The sequence below is a fragment of the Paenibacillus sp. J31R120 genome (assembly GCF_056269225.1).
Map to the genome: position 1 here is coordinate 909911 of NZ_JBWDNN010000001.1, position 21825 is coordinate 931735.

A 21825-nucleotide genomic window follows, 5' to 3' on the forward strand; every position below is an offset into this window, starting at 1 on the left:
GCTGATTGTGATGAGCCTAACCGGTAACAAGCGACAGCGCTTCGAGCTGCTATTGCAGCAAGCGGGGCTGCCGCAAGAACTTATTCATACGTATTTTCAGGATGGTTATATAGATCAGGTTGTTGTGAGCAACAGCAACCGCGAATGGACGTTTTGCATCCGCAAGACGTCCATGGTTCCTTTACAAGCCTATAACGGATTATGCCAGGCGGTAAGGATGAAATTCGAGCATATTGCCGCGATAACCTTTGTGTTCCAGTATGATTCGGTTGTGGAGACAGAGAATATCGTTATGCAATATTGGCCGCTCTTCATCGAGTGGGCTCAGCGCGAGATTGCGTCAGTAAACGGCTGGCTTCAGAAGGCGTCCATCGAAGCTCTAGGAAACAGCATTACGCTGTCGCTGCTCGACTCGACGGGACTGGAACTGGCGAGAAAGAAGAAGGTGGACGATGCAGTCGCTGCCTTCTACAAAACCTATTTTGATCGGGATTGCCAGGTTAAGCTGGTCGTAGGCGAGGCAAGACAAGAGATTTATGAAGAGTTTCAACAAAAAAAGATGCAAGAAGAGCGCGATGCTGTTCAGCAACTGATGGCTGATGCGATGGTGGAATCGGCAGCTGGCGAGGATAATGGCGAAGAGGTTGTTCGCCTTGCGGTCGGCTATGACATTCGTGAAGAAGCCGTGCCGCTTATGAACATTCAGGATGAAGAGAAGAAGATTACGGTGCAAGGCGCGGTGTTCGGACTGGATATGAAGGAACTACGCAACGGCAGCACGTTGTTCATCTTCAACGTCACCGACTTCTCTGATTCTATCGCCATGAAGATGTTCGCCAAGACGAAGGACGATGTGAAAGTTCTCTCCCAGCTTGCGAATGGCAAATGGATTAAGGCGCGGGGAAGAATCGAATACGACCGCTTCATGCAGGAGCCTGAGCTTGTGATGATGCCGAATGATCTTCATGAGATCAATTCACCGCCGGAGCGGGCTGACAAGGCCGAGGAGAAGCGTGTCGAATTCCATCTTCATACGACGATGAGTACGATGGACGCCGTGACGCCAATCGGTGAATATGTGAAGATGGCGGCCAAGTGGGGGCATAAGGCAATCGCCGTAACGGATCACAGCAATATTCAATGTTACCCGGATGCCGTGAAAGCTGCCAAGAAGCATGGGATGAAGGTTCTGTTCGGACTGGAGGCGAACGTCGTCAACGATGCAGTGCCGATGGTTTTGAACTCGCGTCCCGCCCCTTTAGCAACTTCCACGTACATCGTATTCGATATCGAGACGACGGGCTTGTCCGTCGTGAACAACAAAATTATCGAGCTCGCGGGGGTGAGGATGCAGGACGGCAAGGAAATCGACCGTTTCTCCACCTTCATCAACCCGCATGAGAAGATTCCTTATCATATTCAGCAGTTGACGAATATTAATGACGATATGGTCAAGGACGCTCCGGAGCTTGAGCCGAAGCTGCGTGAGTTTATCGCGTATATCGGGGACGATATTCTGGTCGCGCACAACGCCAGATTCGATATCGGGTTCATCCAGGCCAACTGCAAAGCACTAGGCTTGCCGGAGGTCACGAATCCCGTATTGGATACGCTGGAGCTGGCCAGATTCCTCTATCCGAACATGAAGAATCATCGTCTGAATACGCTGTCTGACAAATACAAGATCAGTCTCGAGAATCATCACCGCGCTGTTGACGACTCCGTAGCGCTCGGCGGTGTGTTGTTTGGTCTGATTGGAGACGCTGCAGAACGCAACATTAAAGACTTGCATCAGCTGAACGATTACGTCGGGCTGGATTTGTCTAACGCGCGGCCGTTCCATTGCAATATCTACGCGCTTAACGCAGTAGGCAAAAAGAACTTATTCAAATTAATTTCATTATCTCATACCGAACATTTCAAACGGGTTGCCACCATTCCGAGAACCAAACTAGTGGCGCTGCGGGAAGGGCTGCTTGTCATATCCGGTTGCGAGAAGGGCGAGTTTTTCGAATCGGTGCTGAATAAGTCGCAGGAGGAAGCACAGGAAGTTGCGGAATTTTACGATGTGCTTGAAATTCAGCCGATCGACTTCTATATGCATCTGGTTGAGAAAGGGCTGGTAGGCAGCCGCGCAGAGATCGAAGGTGCGATGCGCCGCATTTGTGAGATTGCGGACGAGCTTGGAAAGCCTGTCATTGCGACGGGCAATGTGCATTATTTGAACCCTAGAGACAAGATGTACCGGGATATTACCATTCATGGCATTACTGGCTTCAGCCCGCTTAAAGGACAGCGCAAGCCGGATGCCCACTTCCGCACGACGGAGGAGATGCTGAAGGAATTCGCCTTCCTCGGCGAAGCCAGAGCGAAACAGGTTGTCGTGACGAATACGTCGGAGCTTGCCGATCGCTTCGAGACGTACGACATGTTTCCGAAGGAGCTGTTCACGCCGAATATCGATGGCGCGGATGAAGAGATTCGCAATACGTGCTACGAGACAGCGAAGTCCATGTATGGCGACGAGCTCCCGCAGGTTGTGATCGATCGGCTGGAGAAGGAGCTTGTGCCGATTATTAAGTACAAGTTCTCCGCCAACTATCTGATATCCGAGAAACTGGTGAAGAAGTCCAATCGTGACGGTTATTTGGTCGGCTCCCGGGGTTCCGTAGGCTCTTCGGTCGTAGCTACGTTTCTTGGTATCTCTGAGGTTAATCCGCTGCCTGCACATTACTTGTGCCTGAACACGGATTGCCGACACAGCGAGTGGTTCCTCGACGGCAGCGTGCCAAGCGGCTTCGACTTGCCGGTCAAGACTTGTCCGCATTGCGGCAAACCGATGAAAGGCGAAGGCCAGGACATCCCGTTCGAGACGTTCCTTGGCTTCAAGGGTGATAAAGTTCCCGATATCGACTTGAACTTCTCTGGGGAATATCAGCCTATTGCGCATAACTATACAAAAGTGCTGTTCGGTGATAAAAGCGTGTTTCGAGCGGGAACAATCGGTACCGTAGCGGAGAAGACGGCGTATGGCTTTGCCAAGAAATACGAGGAAGAGCATCAAAAGAAGTGGCGCGGAGCAGAGCTTGCGAGACTGGCAAGCGGCTGTACCGGCGTTAAGCGGAGCACAGGCCAGCATCCCGGCGGCATCGTCGTTGTTCCTGATTATATTGAGGTCGAGGATGTAACGCCGGTCCAGTTTCCGGCAGACGATACGAGCGCGGAGTGGAAAACGACGCACTTCGATTATCACGCCTTTGATGAAAACTTGCTTAAGCTTGATATACTTGGACACGATGATCCGACTATGATGAGAATGCTGCAGGATTTGACCGGGGTCGATCCGACGACGATTCCGATGAACGATCCTAAAGTCATGAGCATGTTCAACTCGACCGCAGCGCTTGGCGTTTCGCCGGAACAAATCCGATCCGCCGTCGCTACCTACGGCGTACCGGAGATGGGGACGAAGTTTGTGAGACAGATGCTTCAGGAGACGCAGCCGTCGTCCTTTGCGGATTTGCTGCAAATTTCGGGATTGTCCCACGGAACGGGTGTATGGCTGGGCAACGCGCAGGAGCTGATCAAAAAAGGAACCTGCAACATCAAAACCGTAATCGGCTGTCGTGACGATATTATGCTTTATTTGATCTACAAGGCCGGTATGGATGCGGGACTGGCGTTCAAAATTACGGAGAGCGTGCGGAAGGGCAAAGGCCTTACGCAGGAGTGGATCGATGAGATGAAGCGCTGCAAGGTGCCGCAGTGGTATATTGATTCCTGCCTTCGCATTGAATACATGTTCCCGAAGGCGCACGCGGCTGCTTATGTTATATCTGCAGTGCGTACGGCCTTCTTCAAGCTCTATTATCCGATTCATTACTACGCGACTTACTTTACGGTTCGGGCGGATGATTTCGATTTGGAGCTGCTGTGCCAGGGATACGACGCCATTCTCCGCAAGCTGATTGAGATTGAGGCGAAGGGCTTTAATGCGCTTCCGAAGGAGAAAAACATGGTGGCTCAGCTGGAGATGTCGCTGGAGATGACGGCGAGGGGCTTCTCGTTCAAGCCGATCGATCTGTACCGTTCCGATGCGATTAAGTTCCAGGTGGAAGGCGAATCGCTTATTCCGCCGTTTGCCGCAATTGCAGGAATCGGCGATAATGCCGCTCGCAATATTGCGGCAGCGCGCAATGACGGCGAATTCCTCTCCATTGAAGATTTCCAGATGAAGTCCAAGGCGACGAAGACAATCATCGAGGTGCTAAGCGGTATGGGCTGCTTCAGAGGTTTGCCGGAATCCAATCAACTATCCTTGTTCTAATTACGGCCCATGAGAGTTGTTATCATACGGGATGACTAGAAATCATTTCTTGTCACGATTATGCGGTTATGATATAATTTTTGTGGCAATGATGAGGATAGATTCTTGATGCAGAAGAGTGGGGAAACCCACTCTTTACGTTTTGTATTCGGCAATATCACATTGCAACCTATACAGGAGGTTAACCCAATTTGAGCACATCCACTATCAAATCCGCCATTGAGGCTATGGTTCTCCCATTTCTCAATGACAATGGCTTTGAACTGGTCGACATTGAATATATCAAGGAAGGCAGCAATTGGTTTTTGCGCATTTTCGTAGACAAGGAAGGCGGAATTGACATCGACGAATGCCGGCGTATCAGCGAATACGTCAGCGAGCAGCTAGACACTAACGATCCTATCTCCGGAGCCTATTTCCTTGAAGTATCCTCACCAGGAGCGGAAAGACCGCTGAAAAAGCCTGAAGATGTGCGCAAGGCGATCGGGAAGTATGTCTATGTCACGACTTACGAGCCGGTAGACGGCTCCAAGGAGTTTGAAGGCACGCTGCTATCGTTCGACGGCGAAACTGCCGTTGTTCGTATTGGCAAAAAAGAGCATGACATTCCTTACGAAAAAGTCGCCAGCGCCCGCTTGGCTATCCAATTTTAATTTTTGCTTCTATTATGAAAGGGGGAACATCGTTCCAATGAGTATGGATTTTATTGAAGCGTTGCAGGAAATCGAGAGAGATAAAGGTATCGCTAAGGATGTGCTGCTTGAAGCGATTGAGGCCGCTCTAATTTCCAGCTACAAACGCAATTTCAACACTGCGCAAAACGTGAGAGTCGATATAAACCGTCATACCGGCGTCATTAAGGTATACGCGCGCAAAACCGTTGTTGACGAGGTGCTTGACCCTCGCCTGGAGATTACGGTAGAAGCGTCTCGCGAGATCAACCCGCATTACCAGCTGGACGATGTCGCGGAGATTGAAGTAACGCCGCGCGACTTCGGCCGCATCGCCGCTCAGACAGCGAAGCAAGTGGTGACGCAGCGTATCCGCGAAGCCGAGCGCGGTTTGATCTACAATGCTTTTATCGACAAAGAAGAGGATATCGTGAATGGTATCGTGCAGCGTCAGGATGTTCGCAACCTGTTTGTTGATCTGGGCAAAGTAGAGGCTGTGCTGCCTCTGACCGAGCTTATGCCAACGGACAAGTTCAAGCATGGCGACCGCGTGAAATCGTTTATTACGAAGGTAGAGAATACGACTAAAGGTCCTCAAATCATTTTATCCCGCACGCATCCAGGACTTCTTAAACGATTGTTCGAGCTTGAAGTGCCCGAAATCTATGACGGCGTCGTCGAAATTCGTTCCGTTGCGCGCGAAGCGGGATTCCGTTCCAAAATCGCGGTTCATTCCCGCAATGACGAAGTCGATCCGGTCGGTTCCTGCGTCGGCCAAAAAGGCATGCGCGTACAGACCATTGTAGGCGAGCTGAAGGGCGAGAAGATCGATATCGTGCGCTGGTCGGAAAATGTGGAGGAATATGTAGCGAACGCTCTTAGTCCTTCCAAGGTCCTTGAAGTGATTGTATTCGAGCAGGAGAAGATGGCGAGAGTCATCGTGCCGGACTACCAGCTGTCGCTGGCGATCGGCATCAAGGGCCAGAATGCAAGACTTGCAGCCAAGCTGACGGGATGGAAGATTGATATTAAAAGCGAGACGCAGGCGGAGCAGGAGTACGGACGTCCAAAATCGGCTACTGGTACGATGCATCAGGATTCCGTATCCATCGACTAATCCGTTAGCGGCTAATACGCTGACAAAGGAGGGTGTACGGTGAGACCGAGGAAAGTACCGCTTCGCAAGTGCGTCGCTTGCCAGGATATGATGCCGAAGAAGGAGCTCATTCGGGTCGTGCGCACACCGGATGGAGAAGTCGGCATCGATTTGACCGGCAAAAAAGCCGGTCGCGGAGCATATCTGTGCGGGAAAGTCGCTTGCTTCAAACTTGCGAAGAAATCGAAAGCGCTGGACCGGGCATTGAAGCAGCCTGTCGGCGAGCATATATACGATCAGCTGGAACAAGATTTCATTGCGGTGGAGGAGCAATTCATTGCAACAAAGGAGCAGACGCCGGATGATGAAGACGAATAAGGTGCTGTCGCAGCTCGGAATGGCGATGAGAGCGGGAAAGCTCATCACTGGTGATGAAATTGTGCTCAAAGCTGTAAGAGCAGGCAAAGCCCATCTCGTCATTCTCGCAGGAGATGCGTCCGACAACACGAAGAAAAAATTTCGAGATAAATGCGGCACCTACGGAATACAACTCGCCGAGGCATTCGATCGAGAGCAGCTAGGAAGGGCGATAGGCAAGCCTGAACGCGTCGTGCTGGCGGTTACCGATATGCAATTCGGAAAAATGATTGGAAGTCATCTGAGCCAAAATACGGAGGTGGATCCTATTGAGCAACAAACAGGAGAGCAAAGACAATAAAGACAAGCTGCGCGTGTACGAATACGCGAAGTCGCTTAATATGAGCAGTAAAGAAATTATTACGATCCTAAAACGCTTGAATTTGCCAGTGAACAACCACATGAGTGTCATGGAAAATCAAATGGTGCATAAAGTGGAAGGATTCTTCCGGGATATCAAAGCGAACGCTGCGGCAAAGCGCGCCCAAGAATCAAGCGGCGCAGCCGTATCCGCAGCTCAGGCGCCTGCCAATCGCGGGCAATCTTCTCAAAGCGGGCAACAGACCGCGAATACAACATCTCAAGACAGACAGGGGACAATGAACTCTATTAATACGAAAACACAACAACCTTCAGAGCAGCAACGTGAACAAAGACCACAGCAAAGCAATCAAGGTGCTCGTCCGTCCGGCCAAGGCCAACAAGGTCAAGGCGGCGGCAACCGTCCATCCGGTCAAGGCCAGCAAGGCGGCAATCGTCCGTCCGGCGGCCAAGGCTATCAAGGCAATCGTCCGTCCGGTCAAGGTCAGGGCGGAGGCAACCGTCCATCCGGCGGTCAAGGCTATCAAGGCAACCGTCCGTCCGGTCAAGGCCAGGGCGGCTATCAAGGGAACCGTCCAGCAGGCCAAGGTCAAGGCGGCAATCGTCCGTCCGGCGGCCAAGGCGGCGGCTATCAGGGCAATCGTCCTGCCGGTCAGGGTCAAGGCCAAGGCGGAGGCGGCAACCGCTCCTTCGGTCAAGGCGGCTCAGGCGCACCATCCGGCAATCGTCCGGCTCAAGCTCCACAAGGACAAAGCCGCAGCTTTGATTCCAATGCAGGCAGATCGCAACCTCGCAGCGGCAGTGATGACCGTGGCGGCAACAAGAACAACCGCAGTGGCGGCAATCAGAAGCGTTTCGAGGACGGTCGTCCAGGCTATGGCGGCAACCGCGGCAACAACCGTGGCGGCAAAGGCCGTAACAACAGAGGCCCGCAACAGCCTCCGCGTGAGAAAATCGACAATACACCGAAGAAAATTATTGTCCGCGGCACGCTGACTGTCGGCGATCTGGCGAAGCTGCTGCATAAGGACGCTTCTGAAGTCATCAAGAAGCTTCTATTCCTCGGCGTAATGGCGACGATCAACCAGGAAATCGATATGGATGCGATTCTTCTGATCGCTGGCGAATACGGCGTAGAAGTTGAAGTGAAGATTCCGGTTGAGGAAGACGACTTCGAGAACGTGGAAGAGAACGATGACGAAGAGGTTTTGATTGGCCGTCCTCCGGTTGTGACCATCATGGGTCACGTCGACCATGGTAAAACAACACTCCTGGATTCGATTCGCAAAACGAACGTAACAGGTGCTGAAGCCGGCGGCATTACACAGCATATCGGCGCATACCAAGTCGAGATCAACGGCAAAAAGATTACGTTCCTGGATACACCAGGCCATGAAGCGTTCACGCTCATGCGTGCACGCGGTGCACAAGTAACAGATATTACAATTATCGTCGTAGCTGCGGATGACGGCATCATGCCTCAAACGGTAGAAGCGATCAACCACGCGAAAGCGGCTGGCGTACCGATTATTGTTGCAGTGAACAAAATCGATAAGCCGGAAGCGAACGCGGATAAAATCAAGCAAGAAATGACGGAGTATGAGCTTGTACCTGAAGAGTGGGGCGGCGATACGATCTTCGTTGAAGTGTCCGCCAAGCAGCGCATTAATCTGGAAGGCTTGCTTGAGATGATCTTGCTCGTTGCAGAAGTGAACGAGTTCAAGGCAAATCCGAACAAGCGCGCCAGAGCAACGGTTATTGAAGCCGAGCTGGACAAAGGCAAAGGCCCAGTGGCACGTATTCTCGTGCAGCACGGTACGCTTAAGATCGGTGACGCATTCGTAGCGGGCAACTGCTTCGGCCGTGTCAGAGCGATGGTGAACGATCGTGGCCGCAGACTGAAGGAAGCAGGTCCTTCGACTCCGATTGAGATTACAGGCTTGACTGAAGTGCCGCAAGCGGGCGATCCGTTTATGGTGTTCGAAGACGAGCGCAAAGCACGCGCAATCGCAGAACGCCGTGCGATCAAGCATCGCCAATCCGAGATGGGCGCGAACACGCGCGTTACACTGGATGATCTGTATACGCATATCAAAGACGGAGAGATCAAGGACCTTAACGTGATTATTAAAGCCGACGTTCAAGGTTCCGCAGAGGCGCTTAAAGGCTCCCTGGCGAAGATTGATATCGAAGGCGTGCGCGTCAAGATTATTCATAATGGCGTAGGCGCCATTACAGAATCGGATATCATCCTGGCATCCGCTTCGAATGCAATTGTCATCGGCTTTAACGTCCGTCCAGACCCTCAAGCGGAAGCGACAATTGGTCAAGAGAAAGTTGACGTGCGCATGCACCGCGTTATTTATAACGTAATTGACGAGATCGAGCAAGCCATGAAAGGCATGCTGGATCCGATCTACAAAGAAGTTGTTATCGGCCATGCCGAAGTGCGCAACGTATTCAAGGTAACAAAAGTCGGCGCAATTGCCGGTTCGATGATTGTGGACGGCAAGATCACGCGCGCTGCAGAAGCAAGAGTCATTCGCGACGGTATTGTTGTCTATACAGGCAAAATCGACTCCCTCAAACGGTTCAAGGATGATGCCAAAGAAGTGGCCCAAGGCTATGAGTGCGGTATAACGCTTGATCGCTTTAGCGATATTAAAGAGGGAGATATGATTGAAGCGTTTGTCATGGAAACGGTAGAGAGGTGATTAAAGCATGGCAAAAATACGCGTAGGACGGGTCAGCGAACAGATTAAAAAAGAGCTGAGCCAAATTATCCAGATGGAGCTCAAAGATCCTCGTATCGGATTCATTACGGTAACTGGTGTCGAGACAACCAGCGATTTGTCTCAAGCTCGCATCTATCTGAGCGTGCTTGGCAATGACGAACAAAAGGAAGCAACACTTAAAGCATTGGCAAGTGCAACAGGCTACCTGCGTTCCGAGCTGGGCAAGCGCATGAAGCTGCGCCATACACCGGAGCTGCTATTCAAATTCGACAGCAGCATCGAATATGGCAGCCGCATTGAATCGCTGCTTGAAGATATAAACCGCGGGAACGAATCGAATTGATGAGCGGTAACCAAATGGTACAGCAGTTGGATGAAGCATTGGCCTTTATAAAGGCCAATGCTTCCTTCCTTGTCGTGTCGCATGTTCAGCCGGATGGAGACGCCATCAGCTCGACGCTGGTCGTCAGTTGGCTGCTTGAACGACTAGGCAAAAAGGCAGTCATGATCAATGAGAGCGAGCTGCCTGGCCGTCTGCAATATTTGCGCGGCTTTGACCATATCCTATCGTTAAAGTATGAGCAGCCGGACATTTCCTTCGATGCGGTTATCGCGATCGATTGCGCCGATTATCGCCGCATTGGAGACGTGGCCTCCATGTTTCCGGAGAACTGCCGCCTGCTCAACATCGATCATCATCCGACGAATAACGGCTTTGGTACCGTTAATGTCATTCGTCCCGAAGCCGCGGCGACAGTTGAAATATTGTACGATCTGATCATTCATGCGGGATTCACGCCGGATCTGGAATGCGCAAAGGCCATCTATACAGGTCTGCTTACCGATACGGGCGGATTCCGCTATTCCAATACAACCCCTCGCGTCATGGAGATTGCCGCCAGCTTGCTGGGACTCGGCGTATCCGGAAGCGAACTTGCTGATCATCTGCTGGAGAAAATGACGATTGCCAAGCTGAAGCTGCTTCAAACCGCACTTGCGAGATTGACCTTCAGCGAAGATTTGAAGATCGGCTGGCTCTACATCGGCAAGGAAGACCTGGCCGCGTGCGGGGCCGTTCCTGAGGATCTGGAAGGCATCGTGAATTATGCGCTTAACGTAGATGGCGTAGAAGTCGGCATTCTCTTCAAGGAGACGAGCGATGGCGCCGTGAAAGCCAGCATGCGTTCAGCCGGCAAGGCGGATGTTGCGGCAATTGCCCAATCCTTTGGCGGAGGCGGACATGTGCGCGCATCCGGCTGCAGATTGGAAGGGCCGCTTGGGGGCGCGATGAGCGGTTTGGTAGAAGCAGTTAGAAAGGCGTTGGTATAACCGATGGATGGTATTTTGGCCGTTTGGAAGCCGGAGGGCTGGACATCTCATGATGTCGTAGCCAAAGTTAGACGGCTGCTTAAGCTGAAACGAGTTGGACATACCGGCACACTGGACCCTATGGTTACGGGTGTATTGCCCTTATGCCTTGGCCGGTCCACAAGGGTCGTTGAATATGTGCAGGAGAGGCCTAAAGCCTATGAAGCGGTACTCAGACTAGGCATCGCTACCGACACGGAGGATCTGACGGGCGAGATCATCGACCGGCAGCCAGTCGGTACGCTCAGCGAAGCTCAAATCGAGGAAGTGCTGCAACGGTTTCTCGGGACGATCGATCAGGTTCCTCCCATGTTCTCGGCGGTCAAAGTAGACGGGAAGCGTCTGTATGAATTGGCGAGAGAAGGCAAGACGGTTGAGCGCAAGTCCAGGGAAGTAACCATTCATGCGATTTCCTTGCTGAAAGCGGATTTGGAAGGCGACCAGCCTGAAATTACGTTTTCGGTTGTTTGCTCCAAAGGCACGTACATTCGTACGTTATGCGTAGATATCGGAAAAGCGCTTGGGCTTCCCGCTACGATGGCGAAGCTGGTTAGGACGATGTCAGGCGGCATATCGGCGGAGGGATGCCTTACGCTGGAGCAGATTGGTGAGCTCGTTCAAGCCGGTGAGCTTGAGCAGCATCTCATTGCGGCTGACCAGGCGATTGCCCATATTCCGTATGCGACGGTATCACCGCATTCCGCGCAGCAAGCGCTGCGGGGTCAGAAGCTGCAGCTGTCGCAAGCTGCTCTGGGAGCTGGAGAGTGGAAGCAGGACGAGCTTGTCCGCTTGTACGAATCTTCCGCGAGCGGAAGTTTTCTAGGCATATTCCAAGTGGATGTCGACACCTCGCAGGTGAGACCAGTCAAAGTATTTTCGGATTCCAGCCAACCCTAACATCACGACGATTGACCCGGGATTCACCGCACAACGTTAGCTGGACTTCCGCGAAGGGCGATGCGTCATTCGCGGAAGCACCATTAAAGTTCATGTAGAAATGCAGGTGTCATCGATGGAAATTATTCCTTTATCATATCCTTTGAGTCAAGCGGACGGCTGCAACGGCAAACCAATTGCCGTTGCGATGGGCCATTTTGATGGTGTGCACCGCGGCCACCAGAATGTCGTAAGGCAAGCTGTAGCGCATGCCCGCAAGTCGGACATGTTATCAGCCGTCTTGACCTTCTCACCGCATCCCAAAGAAGTATTGGGCCACGGCGACCAGTATTACCGCTGCTTGACGCCAATGGAGAGCAAGATGAGATTATTCGAGGAGCTGGGCATCGACGTTGTGTTCGTGATGAAGTTCGACCATACGTTTGCGGCTTTGACGCCGGGGCTATTCGTATCGGACGTGCTGATCCCGCTAGGCGTGAAGCATGCCGTCGTCGGCTTTGACTTTACGTTCGGCAACCGGGGCTCGGGCAATGCGGAGATGCTCCGCGAGCTTGGCGGCAGCGATTTTACGATCGATATCGTCGAGCCGCTCTTCGAGAACGGCAAGAAAGTAAGCAGTACCTATACGAGAGAATCGCTGGAGACAGGCGACCTGGCGATGGCCCATACCTTGCTGGGCCGTTCGTATGAGGTCGTCGGCACGGTCGTCCATGGAGACGGAAGAGGACGAACGATTGGCTTCCCTACAGCGAATCTGGAATTGAAAGCTCCTTATGTCTCGCCAAGCCTCGGCGTATACGCCATTACGGCTTGGGTGGACGGCAAGTCATACAGCGGCGTGCTGAATCACGGGATGAAGCCGACCTTCAACAAGTCGGAGATTGTACCGGTGATGGAAGCGCATCTGTTCGACTTCGACGAGGACATCTATGGTATGGAGATGACCGTACAGTTCCGATACTTTATTAGACCGGAGCAGAAGTTTGGTTCTGTCACAGAGCTGATTGCACAGATTGCCGCGGATTCTGATCGGGCGAGAGCACTGCTCACCGAACTTTAAGCGGGCTTTTCTCGACAAACAGGGAACACTTATGCTATACTTTAGAATGTTGTGACTGGCATAGGGTTCATACTGTGGACGAGCAGCCAGCCGCATACTGAACCTTAGCTTGGTTGCCCGATCTCACCGTCGGCAGCGAGGCTAATGGCGATTACAAAGAAGGAGGTGAACTAGGATGGCAATCACTCAAGAACGCAAAAATGAACTGATTGAAACTCACAAAACTCACGCGAGCGATACGGGTTCTCCTGAAGTTCAAGTCGCTATCCTTACGGAAAACATCGTGAACTTGACTCAACACTTGCGCGAGCACAAGAAGGATCATCATTCCCGTCGCGGCTTGCTGAAGATGGTTGGTCAACGCCGTAAGCTGCTTGCTTACCTGAAGAACAAAGACGTAAGACGTTACAGCGCATTGATCGAAAAACTCGGCCTTCGCCGTTAAAACATGCGTGACGAAAAGCAACCTGATTCATCCCGACCTCCAGTTCTCTGGAACAGGGGTTCGGGTTGCTTTTTGTAATAGGAAAAAGGAGGGACTATGATGCTTCAACGTATTGAAATGTCGCTTGGCGGCAGACCACTGGTTCTGGAAACAGGACGATTGGCCAAACAAGCCAATGCGGCAGTTACGGTTCGTTATGGAGAGACGGTTATCTTATGTACCGTTACCGCTTCTTCGGAACCAAAAGACTTGGATTTTTTCCCGCTGACTGTCAACTATGAGGAACGTTTGTATGCTGTCGGCAAAATTCCTGGCGGATTCATTAAGCGTGAAGGAAGACCGAGCGAAAAAGCGATTCTGTCCAGCCGTTTGACAGACCGTACGATTCGTCCACTATTTCCGGATGGATTCCGTAATGACATTCAAGTTGCGAATATTGTAATGAGTGTGGATCAAGACTACTCGCCAGAAATCGCGGCAATGATCGGCACTTCCGCTGCGCTTTCGATCTCCGATGTACCATTTAACGGCCCTATTGGCGGGGTTGTTGTGGGTCGTGTGAACGGACAATTCGTTATTAATCCAACGGTAGCTCAAGAGCAAGAGACAGATATTTTTGTCGTTGTCGCAGGTACTAAAGATGCGATTATGATGGTAGAAGCTGAAGCTAGTGAGGTTTCGGAAGCTGTCATACTGGAAGCGATCATGTTCGGACATAACGAGATTAAATCCATCGTCTCGAAGATTGAAGAACTGCAGGCACTGACCGGCAAAGAGAAGATGGCTGTTAAGCTACATACGGTAAATGCTACTGTCAACAGTGATGTTCGCGCCTTTGCTTCCGCACGTCTTGTGGATGCGATCAAAATTGCGGAGAAGCACGCGCGTCAAGAAGCGATCGATGCGGTTAACGCCGATACTGTCGCTCATTTCGAAGCGCAATATGCGGATACGCCTGAGCTGTTGTCCGATGTGAAGGAAGTACTGTACGATATCGTCAAGGAAGAAGTGCGCCGCTTAATCACGCATGATAAAGTGCGTCCAGACGGCCGCGGACTCGACGAAATCCGTCCAATCGAATGCGACGTTGCACTGCTGCCTCGTACACACGGCTCCGGCCTGTTCACACGCGGTCAGACGCAAGCGCTTAGCATCTGTACGCTCGGAGCAATGGGTGACGTGCAAATCCTCGACGGCATCTCGCCAGAGGAAACGAAGCGCTTCATGCATCATTACAATTTCCCGCCGTTCAGCGTAGGCGAGGCTCGTCCGTTGCGTCCTCCTGGCCGCAGGGAAATCGGCCACGGCGCTCTTGGCGAACGTGCATTGTCGAAGGTTATTCCATCGGAAGCGGACTTCCCGTACACGATCCGCCTGGTGTCCGAGGTTCTGGAATCGAACGGTTCAACTTCCCAAGCTAGTATCTGTGCAAGTACGCTTGCAATGATGGATGCCGGTGTTCCGATTAAAGCGCCTGTAGCGGGTATCGCAATGGGTATGATCAAAGACGGAGACCACTTCTCGATCCTGTCTGATATTCAAGGCATGGAAGATCACCTTGGTGATATGGACTTTAAGGTTGCGGGTACTGCTGAGGGTGTAACAGCCATTCAGATGGATATCAAAATCGACGGCATCGACCGCAGCATTCTGGAGCAAGCGCTTGAGCAAGCACGTCAAGGACGGATGCACATTTTGGGCAAAATGACCGAAGTAATGTCCGCGCCGCGCACGAATTTGTCCAAGTATGCGCCTAAGATTTTGACCCTTCGCATTAACCCGGACAAAATCCGTGACGTTATTGGCGCCGGCGGCAAAATCATCAACAAAATTATTGAAGAGACCGGCGTAAAAATCGATATCGAGCAAGACGGCATGGTATTCATTGCTTCTTCGAATGAAGAGATGAACCAAAAGGCCAAAGCGATTATCGAGGGCATCGTGAAGGAAGTCGTGATAGGCGAAATTTATCTTGGAACGGTAAAACGCATCGAGAAATTCGGCGTATTCGTCGAGATTCTGCCTAACAAAGACGGACTTGTCCATATCTCCCAGCTGTCCACAGAGCGCGTAGCGAAATGTGAGGACGTTGTGAAGATTGGCGATCAAATTACAGTTAAGGTGACGGAGATCGACCAGCAAGGCAGAATCAATCTGTCGCGCAAAGCGATTCTTACGGCAGAGGAGCCTGCTCAGTCTTAAGACGAGCGGGCTATCCCCGGCCCAGCCTATAGCATAAGCCAAAGAGTCAGAGCCATCTGTCTCTTTTTTGTTTTTATGGAGACGAGCATATTCTTGTCCTCCTGCTCATACATTGGTTCATGAGCGCATAGGCACCTGTCTCTCGCGCGACTGATGGAAATGGAGTGGGGCATATGCATCTGAAGAAAGCCGCCGCTATTGCGGCGAGTATGCTGATGATACTCGTTTTCGTAAAAATGAACGGGGATATTGCATCCTTCATTGCTACAGTCAAGGCGGGTGACGCGGTTCAGGCAATCGGGCAGCCCGTTTATTCAGAGGAAGAGAAGCGGGAGCTTTATCAAGCGATCGTAGCGGAAGCGGAGACAAGGTCGGTCGCGCCGATCGATGCGCGATTAGATCGCGTATGGTTTGCGATTCCTGGCTATAATGGACTATCCATCGATATCGACAAGACTTATGAGGCTGCGCTGAAGGCGCCGCGCAATAGTCCGATTTCTTATCAATACAAAGAGATTGCGCCGAAAATTCAGCTATCCCAGCTAGGGCCTCAGCCGATCTATCGGGGCAACCCGGAGAAGCCGATGATTTCCCTCATGATTAATGTGGCATGGGGAAATGAATATATGGATCCGATTCTTCAGACGCTGCAGGACAAAGGAGTTAAGGCAACTTTTTTCCTGGACGGCAGCTGGCTGAAGAAAAATGTGGATGTGGCTAAAAAGATACAGGAGGCAGGTCATGAGCTGTCCAATCATGCGTATTCCCATCCGGATATGAAGTCCTTAAGCAGATCAGAGCAATACAATCAGATCGCGAAAACGGAGCAGCTCTTGAAGGAGCTTTTGCAAGTCGAAAATAAATGGTTTGCTCCTCCATCAGGATCATACAATGCTGCCACCGTGCAAATCGCAAGAGATCAGGGGCTGAGCACTGTACTGTGGACAATCGATACAGTCGATTGGCGGAAGCCGCCAGCTGATGCGGTTATCCGAAAAATTTCTTCAAAGCTGGAGCCTGGATCGCTCATCCTGATGCATCCGACGGCAACCACTCGCGATGCGCTGGCCGGTATGATCGACAGTGCGTTCGCCAAAGGCTACGCGATCGGCACGGTCAGCGAGACGTTGTCATCCGATCGAGTGATTCCACGTGTTGAGGGAGCTCACGTATTTTGATATAGTGGTATCATTCATGTTTAAAGCTTGCGAAGCAATTTTTGCTTCACAAGACTTTAGCTAATGATTACGAAGTTTGTTCTTACTTCGTAAATTTAGGAGGGCAACAGTTGAACAAATATACGCTTAGCAACGGACTGCGCGTTGTCGTGGAATACATACCGACTGTGCGTTCGGTCTCATTCGGCATTTGGGTGAAAACCGGCTCGCGCAATGAGACGAAGGATAATAACGGCATTTCCCATTTTATCGAGCACATGCTGTTCAAAGGAACAGAGAAGCGCACCGCCAAAGATATCGCCGACCTGTTTGATGGCATTGGCGGCAATGTGAATGCTTTTACGGCTAAGGAATATACCTGTTACTTTGCAAAGGTGCTTGATGAGCATCTTCCTCTTGCAGTGGATGCGCTGTCCGACATGTTCTTCAACTCCCAATTCGATGAAGGAGAACTGGCGAAGGAGAAAAACGTTATATTAGAGGAAATCGCCATGTACGAAGATACGCCGGATGACAAAGTGCATGACGAAGCATCTCGCGCATCGTATGGCCAACATCCGCTCGCTTATTCCATCCTGGGCATTAAGGAACGTCTGGAAGCGATGGGGCCAGATATCCTCAAAGGGTATATGAAAGAGCGCTATACGATTGAGAATATAGTTGTTAGTGTGGCTGGCAACGTGGAGGAAGCGGGGCTGCTGGAGTTGCTGGAGTCTCACTTCGGTGGATTTTCCAACCATGCGGAGCCTACGGTTCCCGAGGCGCCGGCATTCCAGGGAGAATATATCTTTTATAAGAAGAAAACGGAGCAGAACCATATCTGCATGACCTTCCCCGGATTGTCGAATAAGGATAAGCAGCTTTATGCCATGATTTTGCTTAATAATGCGCTGGGCGGAGGGATGAGCTCGCGATTGTTCCAGGAGATCAGAGAGAAGCGGGGACTTGCTTACTCTGTGTATTCCTATCATATGGGCTATGCCGATTCCGGCTTGTTTACCGTATATGCAGGAACAGCTCCAAAGCAGACAAAAGAAGTGCTTGATCTGACATTGGAGCAAATCAACGAGCTGTCTGTCAAAGGACTTGCCGAGGATGAGCTTCATCGCGGGAAGGAGCAGCTGAAGGGCTCGCTCATTCTAAGTCTGGAGAGCACAAGCAGCCGGATGAACCGGATCGGCAAAAACGAACTAATGCTGGGTCAGCATTACACGCTTGACGAACTGTTGAATCGAATTGATAATGTGACCATGGAAGATATACAAGACGTCACGAGGAAGATGCTTGCTATGCCGTTCGCGGTCGCCATGGTCGGATCAAGCGACAAGGAAGCGTCTAAGCTTAGGAGGGATCAATATGTACCAGGTGCTGTTTAAACGATTGGAAGGCAATGATGATATCGCGATTCCGCGCAAAATGTCGGAGTGGGCAGCGGGCTTTGACCTGCAGGCGGCGGTAGGCGAACCGCTCGTCCTGGCTCCCGGCGAGCGGATGCTGGTGCCGACAGGATTTGCAATGGCAATGCCAATGGAGCTTGAAGCACAGATCCGACCACGAAGCGGGCTTGCTTACAAGCATGGCATTACGTGCCTGAATTCGCCGGGAACCATTGATGCGGATTATCGCGGCGAGGTGAAGGTGCTGCTCGTTAATTTGGGCCAAGAGCCGTTCACGATTGTACGCGGGGAGCGGATTGCGCAGATGGTATTCCAGCAGGTTCCGGCTGTTGTCATCGAAGAGGCAGCGGAATTGCCGGATACGGTGCGCGGCGCTGGCGGCTTCGGACATACCGGCGTGAAGTAACGGAATAAGAAGGCATAAGGATCGGAGCGATTAGGCGCTTCGATCTTTTTTTATTGTTTTTTCACCCCCCTTTGGGCGCAAGCATACGATAGTCTATATCTATTTGCCAGAAGGGAGTGAAGCCCGATGTTAACTGGCGTTCAAGTGCTGCTGCTTGGCGGCGACGCGAGACAGCTTGAAGTGATCCGTAAGCTGAGCGAGCTGGATGCTTCCGTCACGGTATGCGGATTTGACGGATTGCATTCATCGCTTGACGGCGCCGTACACGCAGAGTTCGATGAAACGCTGTTCGAAGGTGCAGACGCTCTGCTGCTGCCTGCGGTCGGGACCGATGAACAGGGGTTAATCCATGCTGTATTCAGCGACCGCGAGATGAAATTGACGGATTCGCATTTCGCGAGACTGCCGCAGCATTGCACCGTTTATACCGGAATGGCAAAGCCTTATTTGCGGCAGCTATGCGAGACCCGCGGACTTTCGCTGATCGAGCTGTTCGATCGTGACGATGTAGCGATCTACAATTCCATTCCTACAGCGGAAGGCGCCTTGATGATGGCGATCCAGCATACCGATATTACGATACACGGGTCGAGTTCCATGGTGCTTGGTTTCGGCAGAACCGGATTCACCATGGCAAGAACGCTTCAGGGATTAGGTGCCAAAGTGAAGGTCGGCGTCAGACGTTCTGAGCATTTCGCACGGGCATCCGAGATGGGTTTCGAGCCTTTCTACATGGGCGGTTTGCTGCAAAATGTGGGCAATATCGACTTGCTTTTTAATACAATTCCGACTATGATAGTCACAGCGCAAATTATCGCAAATTTACCATCTCGGGCCGTTATTATCGACCTTGCGTCGAAGCCTGGCGGAACGGATTTTCGTTTCGCGGAGAAGCGGGGAATTAAAGCGATGCTTGCACCCGGACTTCCCGGTATCGTGGCGCCTAAGACAGCTGGACGTATCATAGCGGATTGCTTGAGTCAGTTGATTATGGACGATACGATTAAGCGGGGGAATGGGATATGAATTGGAATGGAATGACGGTCGGCTATGCCCTCTCGGGTTCCCATTGCACATTTGCCGAAGTGATGCCGGAGATTAAGCGATTTGTCGATGCGGGTGCGAACGTTGTGCCTATTGTGTCGAATACGCTGATTACGACAGATACAAGATTCGGCACGGCGAAGGAATGGCAGGAGCAGCTTACCGGTATTACAGGCAATGAAATCATTTCGACGATTGTGCAGGCGGAGCCGCTCGGTCCATCGAAGCTGCTGGATGTCCTTGTTATTGCTCCTTGTACGGGCAACACGACAAGCAGACTGGCAAATGCGATTACCGACAGTGCGGTGCTTATGGCGGCAAAGGCGCAAATGCGCAACAGTCGTCCCGTTGTACTCGCCATTTCGACGAATGACGGTCTTGGATTGAATGCCGCTAATATAGCAAAGTTGTTAGTGGCTAAACATATCTATTTTGTGCCTTTCGGTCAAGATAATCCGATTCAGAAGCCGAATTCTCTGGTTGCCAGAATGGATCTGGTTATGGAAGCGTGCGAGGCCGCTTTGCAAGGCAAGCAGCTTCAGCCTCTGCTGATAGAGAGACATTCCTGATACTAACACTGAAGAACAACTAAGAACTGGAAGATGCCAGGCAGCGGCTGGCGGATGTGCGGGCATGATACTCGCCTGACCATGAAGCCAATCAGTAATACCCGCTTGCGGCGGATACGTCAGAATGACTTGCGTATCCGATGGCCGCTTGAATCGCGACCTCGTTCATAAGCGCGGTCTCGGTATGCGGATTATCTCCGAGAACCTTCTAAACAAGCGCTGCAAGGAATACCGTTCAGATCGTCGAATACACATCACATAAGGTTAATGGATAAGGCACGGGTATGACGCTGCTTTCGTCTTCGGTCGATGATGGAGGCTGACGGTATGCGAATTTTGGTTCAGAAATTCGGAGGAACCTCGCTATCTACCGATTATGCAAGAGAACGCGTTATTCATCATATTACTAGAGAGCGGGAGAGCGGATATGCTGTCGTGGTCGTCGTCTCGGCCATGGGCCGCAGAGGCGAACCGTATGCGACGGATACGCTGCTCTCGCTTATTCGTGACAACGGCAATTCATTGCCTGCACGAGAGCTGGATATGCTGCTCGGCTGCGGGGAGATCATCTCCGCAGCCGCTTTATGCAGTATGCTCCAGTCCCATGGTATTCAGGCAGCCGCTTTAACAGGCGGAGGAGCAGGCATTGTGACCGACGAGCAATTCGGTTCCGCGCGAATTAAGTCCATCCAGACGGAGCGCCTGCTCAAGCTGCTGCATGACGGGAAGGTTGTCATCGTCACCGGCTTTCAAGGCGTGACGGCAAGCGGCGATATGACGACACTGGGGCGCGGCGGCAGCGATACATCCGCAACGGCGCTTGGCGCTGCTTTGCGAGCGGAGATGATTGATATTTATACGGACGTAGACGGGATATTGACTGCAGATCCCCGAATTGTCAGCGAGGCTAGACCTCTTGATGTGGTAGGGTATGCGGAGATAGGCAACATGGCCAGGCAAGGAGCTAAAGTCATTCACCCGCGTGCTGTGGAGATCGCGCAGCAAGCCCATATTCCGGTCCGTGTCCGATCTACCTTCTCTGATGGGACGGGTACGCTCGTAACAGACAAGTCAGTCGCCAAAGTTGAACAGGCCTTTAAGGATAGACCGGTGACGGGCATCGCACATGTGGCAGGCGTTACGCAAATAACGGTAAGGGCGTTAGAGGGCCGATCAGATATGCAGTTGCAGGTGTTTCAGACGATGGCCAAACATCATATCAGCGTCGATTTTATTAATGTAACACCAAGCGGAGCTGTATACACGGTATTCGATCAGGATGCCCGGCACGCCTTAGAGCTGCTGGCAGCAGGGGGATTCACCCCCCAGGCGATACACGGCTGTGCCAAAATATCAGTCATAGGCGGGGGGATGAATGGCCAGCCCGGCGTGATGGCTCGCATCGTTGAGGCTTTAACGGAGCAAGGCATTACCATCATGCAGTCCGCCGACTCCAATACGACGATATGGGTGCTCGTACAAGAAGCGGATATGGCTAAAGCGCTGCGCGCCCTGCATGCCAAATTCGACCTTCACCGATAGGTTTATAGAGTTATGAATAAAAATCATGCTATAATACGATACAGTGCTAATGAGGTAAGTTTGTTTTCAAACTTTATCATATAAAGCTAGTTGCTCCACAAACTTTAGGCGAATGCTTACGAAGCAAGTTTGCTTCGCAAACTTTAAGTG

Annotated in this window: 18 protein-coding genes; all 18 read left to right on the forward strand. The window is 51.7% G+C overall.

Features of this window, described 5'->3' with window-relative positions; genetic code table 11:
• Positions 1–10 precede the first annotated feature (10 nt).
• The 18 genes from AC0YNW_RS04210 to dapG all read left to right on the forward strand — a co-directional run bounded on the left by AC0YNW_RS04210 (position 11) and on the right by dapG (position 21675).
• Positions 11–4327 (forward strand): PolC-type DNA polymerase III, encoded by a 4317-nt coding sequence (locus AC0YNW_RS04210; protein ID WP_475830861.1) that lies wholly within the window; start codon positions 11–13, stop codon positions 4325–4327.
• Positions 4328–4518: 191 nt separating this feature from the next.
• Positions 4519–4980, forward strand: coding sequence for a ribosome maturation factor RimP (gene rimP / locus AC0YNW_RS04215; protein ID WP_387474794.1), 462 nt, complete (start codon positions 4519–4521; stop codon positions 4978–4980).
• Positions 4981–5017: 37 nt separating this feature from the next.
• Entirely contained in the window at positions 5018–6115 is a 1098-nt protein-coding gene (nusA, locus tag AC0YNW_RS04220; protein WP_120106636.1) for a transcription termination factor NusA, read from the forward strand.
• Positions 6116–6154: 39 nt separating this feature from the next.
• Positions 6155–6472: an RNase P modulator RnpM gene (gene rnpM, locus AC0YNW_RS04225; protein ID WP_387474798.1), complete on the forward strand. Its 318-nt coding sequence runs from the start codon at positions 6155–6157 to the stop codon at positions 6470–6472.
• Entirely contained in the window at positions 6459–6812 is a 354-nt protein-coding gene (locus tag AC0YNW_RS04230) for a L7Ae/L30e/S12e/Gadd45 family ribosomal protein (RefSeq protein WP_475831265.1), read from the forward strand. Before rnpM ends, AC0YNW_RS04230 begins: the two co-directional genes overlap by 14 nt.
• Entirely contained in the window at positions 6781–9546 is a 2766-nt protein-coding gene (gene infB / locus AC0YNW_RS04235; protein ID WP_475830862.1) for a translation initiation factor IF-2, read from the forward strand. The genes AC0YNW_RS04230 and infB overlap by 32 nt, the downstream gene beginning before the upstream one ends.
• A 7-nt stretch (positions 9547–9553) precedes the next feature.
• Positions 9554–9910 (forward strand): 30S ribosome-binding factor RbfA, encoded by a 357-nt coding sequence (gene rbfA, locus AC0YNW_RS04240; RefSeq protein WP_387474803.1) that lies wholly within the window; start codon positions 9554–9556, stop codon positions 9908–9910.
• A complete protein-coding gene (locus AC0YNW_RS04245; RefSeq protein ID WP_475830863.1) occupies positions 9910–10896 on the forward strand; it encodes a DHH family phosphoesterase in 987 nt (328 codons plus the stop codon). The genes rbfA and AC0YNW_RS04245 overlap by 1 nt, the downstream gene beginning before the upstream one ends.
• A gap of 3 nt (positions 10897–10899) precedes the next feature.
• Positions 10900–11832, forward strand: coding sequence for a tRNA pseudouridine(55) synthase TruB (truB, locus tag AC0YNW_RS04250; RefSeq protein WP_475830864.1), 933 nt, complete (start codon positions 10900–10902; stop codon positions 11830–11832).
• Positions 11833–11947: 115 nt separating this feature from the next.
• Complete coding sequence (locus AC0YNW_RS04255; RefSeq protein WP_475830865.1) at positions 11948–12892, forward strand: bifunctional riboflavin kinase/FAD synthetase; 945 nt, start codon at positions 11948–11950, stop codon at positions 12890–12892.
• Positions 12893–13067: 175 nt separating this feature from the next.
• Positions 13068–13337, forward strand: coding sequence for a 30S ribosomal protein S15 (rpsO, locus tag AC0YNW_RS04260; RefSeq protein ID WP_119801362.1), 270 nt, complete (start codon positions 13068–13070; stop codon positions 13335–13337).
• 99 nt (positions 13338–13436) lie between these two features.
• Positions 13437–15539 (forward strand): polyribonucleotide nucleotidyltransferase, encoded by a 2103-nt coding sequence (gene pnp / locus AC0YNW_RS04265; protein ID WP_475831266.1) that lies wholly within the window; start codon positions 13437–13439, stop codon positions 15537–15539.
• A 173-nt stretch (positions 15540–15712) separates the two neighbouring features.
• Positions 15713–16717, forward strand: coding sequence for a polysaccharide deacetylase family protein (locus AC0YNW_RS04270; RefSeq protein WP_387474811.1), 1005 nt, complete (start codon positions 15713–15715; stop codon positions 16715–16717).
• A gap of 110 nt (positions 16718–16827) precedes the next feature.
• Positions 16828–18093, forward strand: coding sequence for a M16 family metallopeptidase (locus AC0YNW_RS04275; protein WP_475830866.1), 1266 nt, complete (start codon positions 16828–16830; stop codon positions 18091–18093).
• On the forward strand, positions 18074–18520 hold the full coding sequence (gene dut / locus AC0YNW_RS04280) for a dUTP diphosphatase (protein WP_475830867.1): 447 nt from the start codon (positions 18074–18076) through the stop codon (positions 18518–18520). The genes AC0YNW_RS04275 and dut overlap by 20 nt, the downstream gene beginning before the upstream one ends.
• Before the next feature lie 126 nt (positions 18521–18646).
• Positions 18647–19546 carry a dipicolinate synthase subunit DpsA gene (dpsA, locus tag AC0YNW_RS04285; protein ID WP_475830868.1) on the forward strand — a complete coding sequence of 300 codons (900 nt, stop codon included), beginning with the start codon at positions 18647–18649 and terminating at the stop codon, positions 19544–19546.
• Positions 19543–20133 (forward strand): dipicolinate synthase subunit B, encoded by a 591-nt coding sequence (locus AC0YNW_RS04290; RefSeq protein WP_387474819.1) that lies wholly within the window; start codon positions 19543–19545, stop codon positions 20131–20133. Before dpsA ends, AC0YNW_RS04290 begins: the two co-directional genes overlap by 4 nt.
• Before the next feature lie 327 nt (positions 20134–20460).
• The gene (dapG, locus tag AC0YNW_RS04295) at positions 20461–21675 is read left to right on the forward strand and encodes an aspartate kinase (protein ID WP_475830869.1); all 1215 of its coding nucleotides are present in this window, start codon (positions 20461–20463) and stop codon (positions 21673–21675) included.
• The last annotated feature ends 150 nt before the right edge of the window (positions 21676–21825 follow it).

Bases quoted from the DNA above. Each gene is read 5' to 3' on its own strand.
- dapG (WP_475830869.1), top strand. From the start codon at position 20,461: ATGCGAATTTTGGTTCAGAAATTCGGAGGAACCTCGCTATCTACCGAT.
- AC0YNW_RS04230 (WP_475831265.1), top strand. From the start codon at position 6,459: ATGAAGACGAATAAGGTGCTGTCGCAGCTCGGAATGGCGATGAGAGCG.
- AC0YNW_RS04210 (WP_475830861.1), top strand. From the start codon at position 11: ATGAGCCTAACCGGTAACAAGCGACAGCGCTTCGAGCTGCTATTGCAG.
- dpsA (WP_475830868.1), top strand. From the start codon at position 18,647: ATGTTAACTGGCGTTCAAGTGCTGCTGCTTGGCGGCGACGCGAGACAG.
- AC0YNW_RS04255 (WP_475830865.1), top strand. From the start codon at position 11,948: ATGGAAATTATTCCTTTATCATATCCTTTGAGTCAAGCGGACGGCTGC.
- dut (WP_475830867.1), top strand. From the start codon at position 18,074: ATGTACCAGGTGCTGTTTAAACGATTGGAAGGCAATGATGATATCGCG.
- AC0YNW_RS04270 (WP_387474811.1), top strand. From the start codon at position 15,713: ATGCATCTGAAGAAAGCCGCCGCTATTGCGGCGAGTATGCTGATGATA.
- rbfA (WP_387474803.1), top strand. From the start codon at position 9,554: ATGGCAAAAATACGCGTAGGACGGGTCAGCGAACAGATTAAAAAAGAG.
- truB (WP_475830864.1), top strand. From the start codon at position 10,900: ATGGATGGTATTTTGGCCGTTTGGAAGCCGGAGGGCTGGACATCTCAT.
- AC0YNW_RS04245 (WP_475830863.1), top strand. From the start codon at position 9,910: ATGAGCGGTAACCAAATGGTACAGCAGTTGGATGAAGCATTGGCCTTT.
- AC0YNW_RS04290 (WP_387474819.1), top strand. From the start codon at position 19,543: ATGAATTGGAATGGAATGACGGTCGGCTATGCCCTCTCGGGTTCCCAT.
- pnp (WP_475831266.1), top strand. From the start codon at position 13,437: ATGCTTCAACGTATTGAAATGTCGCTTGGCGGCAGACCACTGGTTCTG.
- rpsO (WP_119801362.1), top strand. From the start codon at position 13,068: ATGGCAATCACTCAAGAACGCAAAAATGAACTGATTGAAACTCACAAA.
- nusA (WP_120106636.1), top strand. From the start codon at position 5,018: ATGAGTATGGATTTTATTGAAGCGTTGCAGGAAATCGAGAGAGATAAA.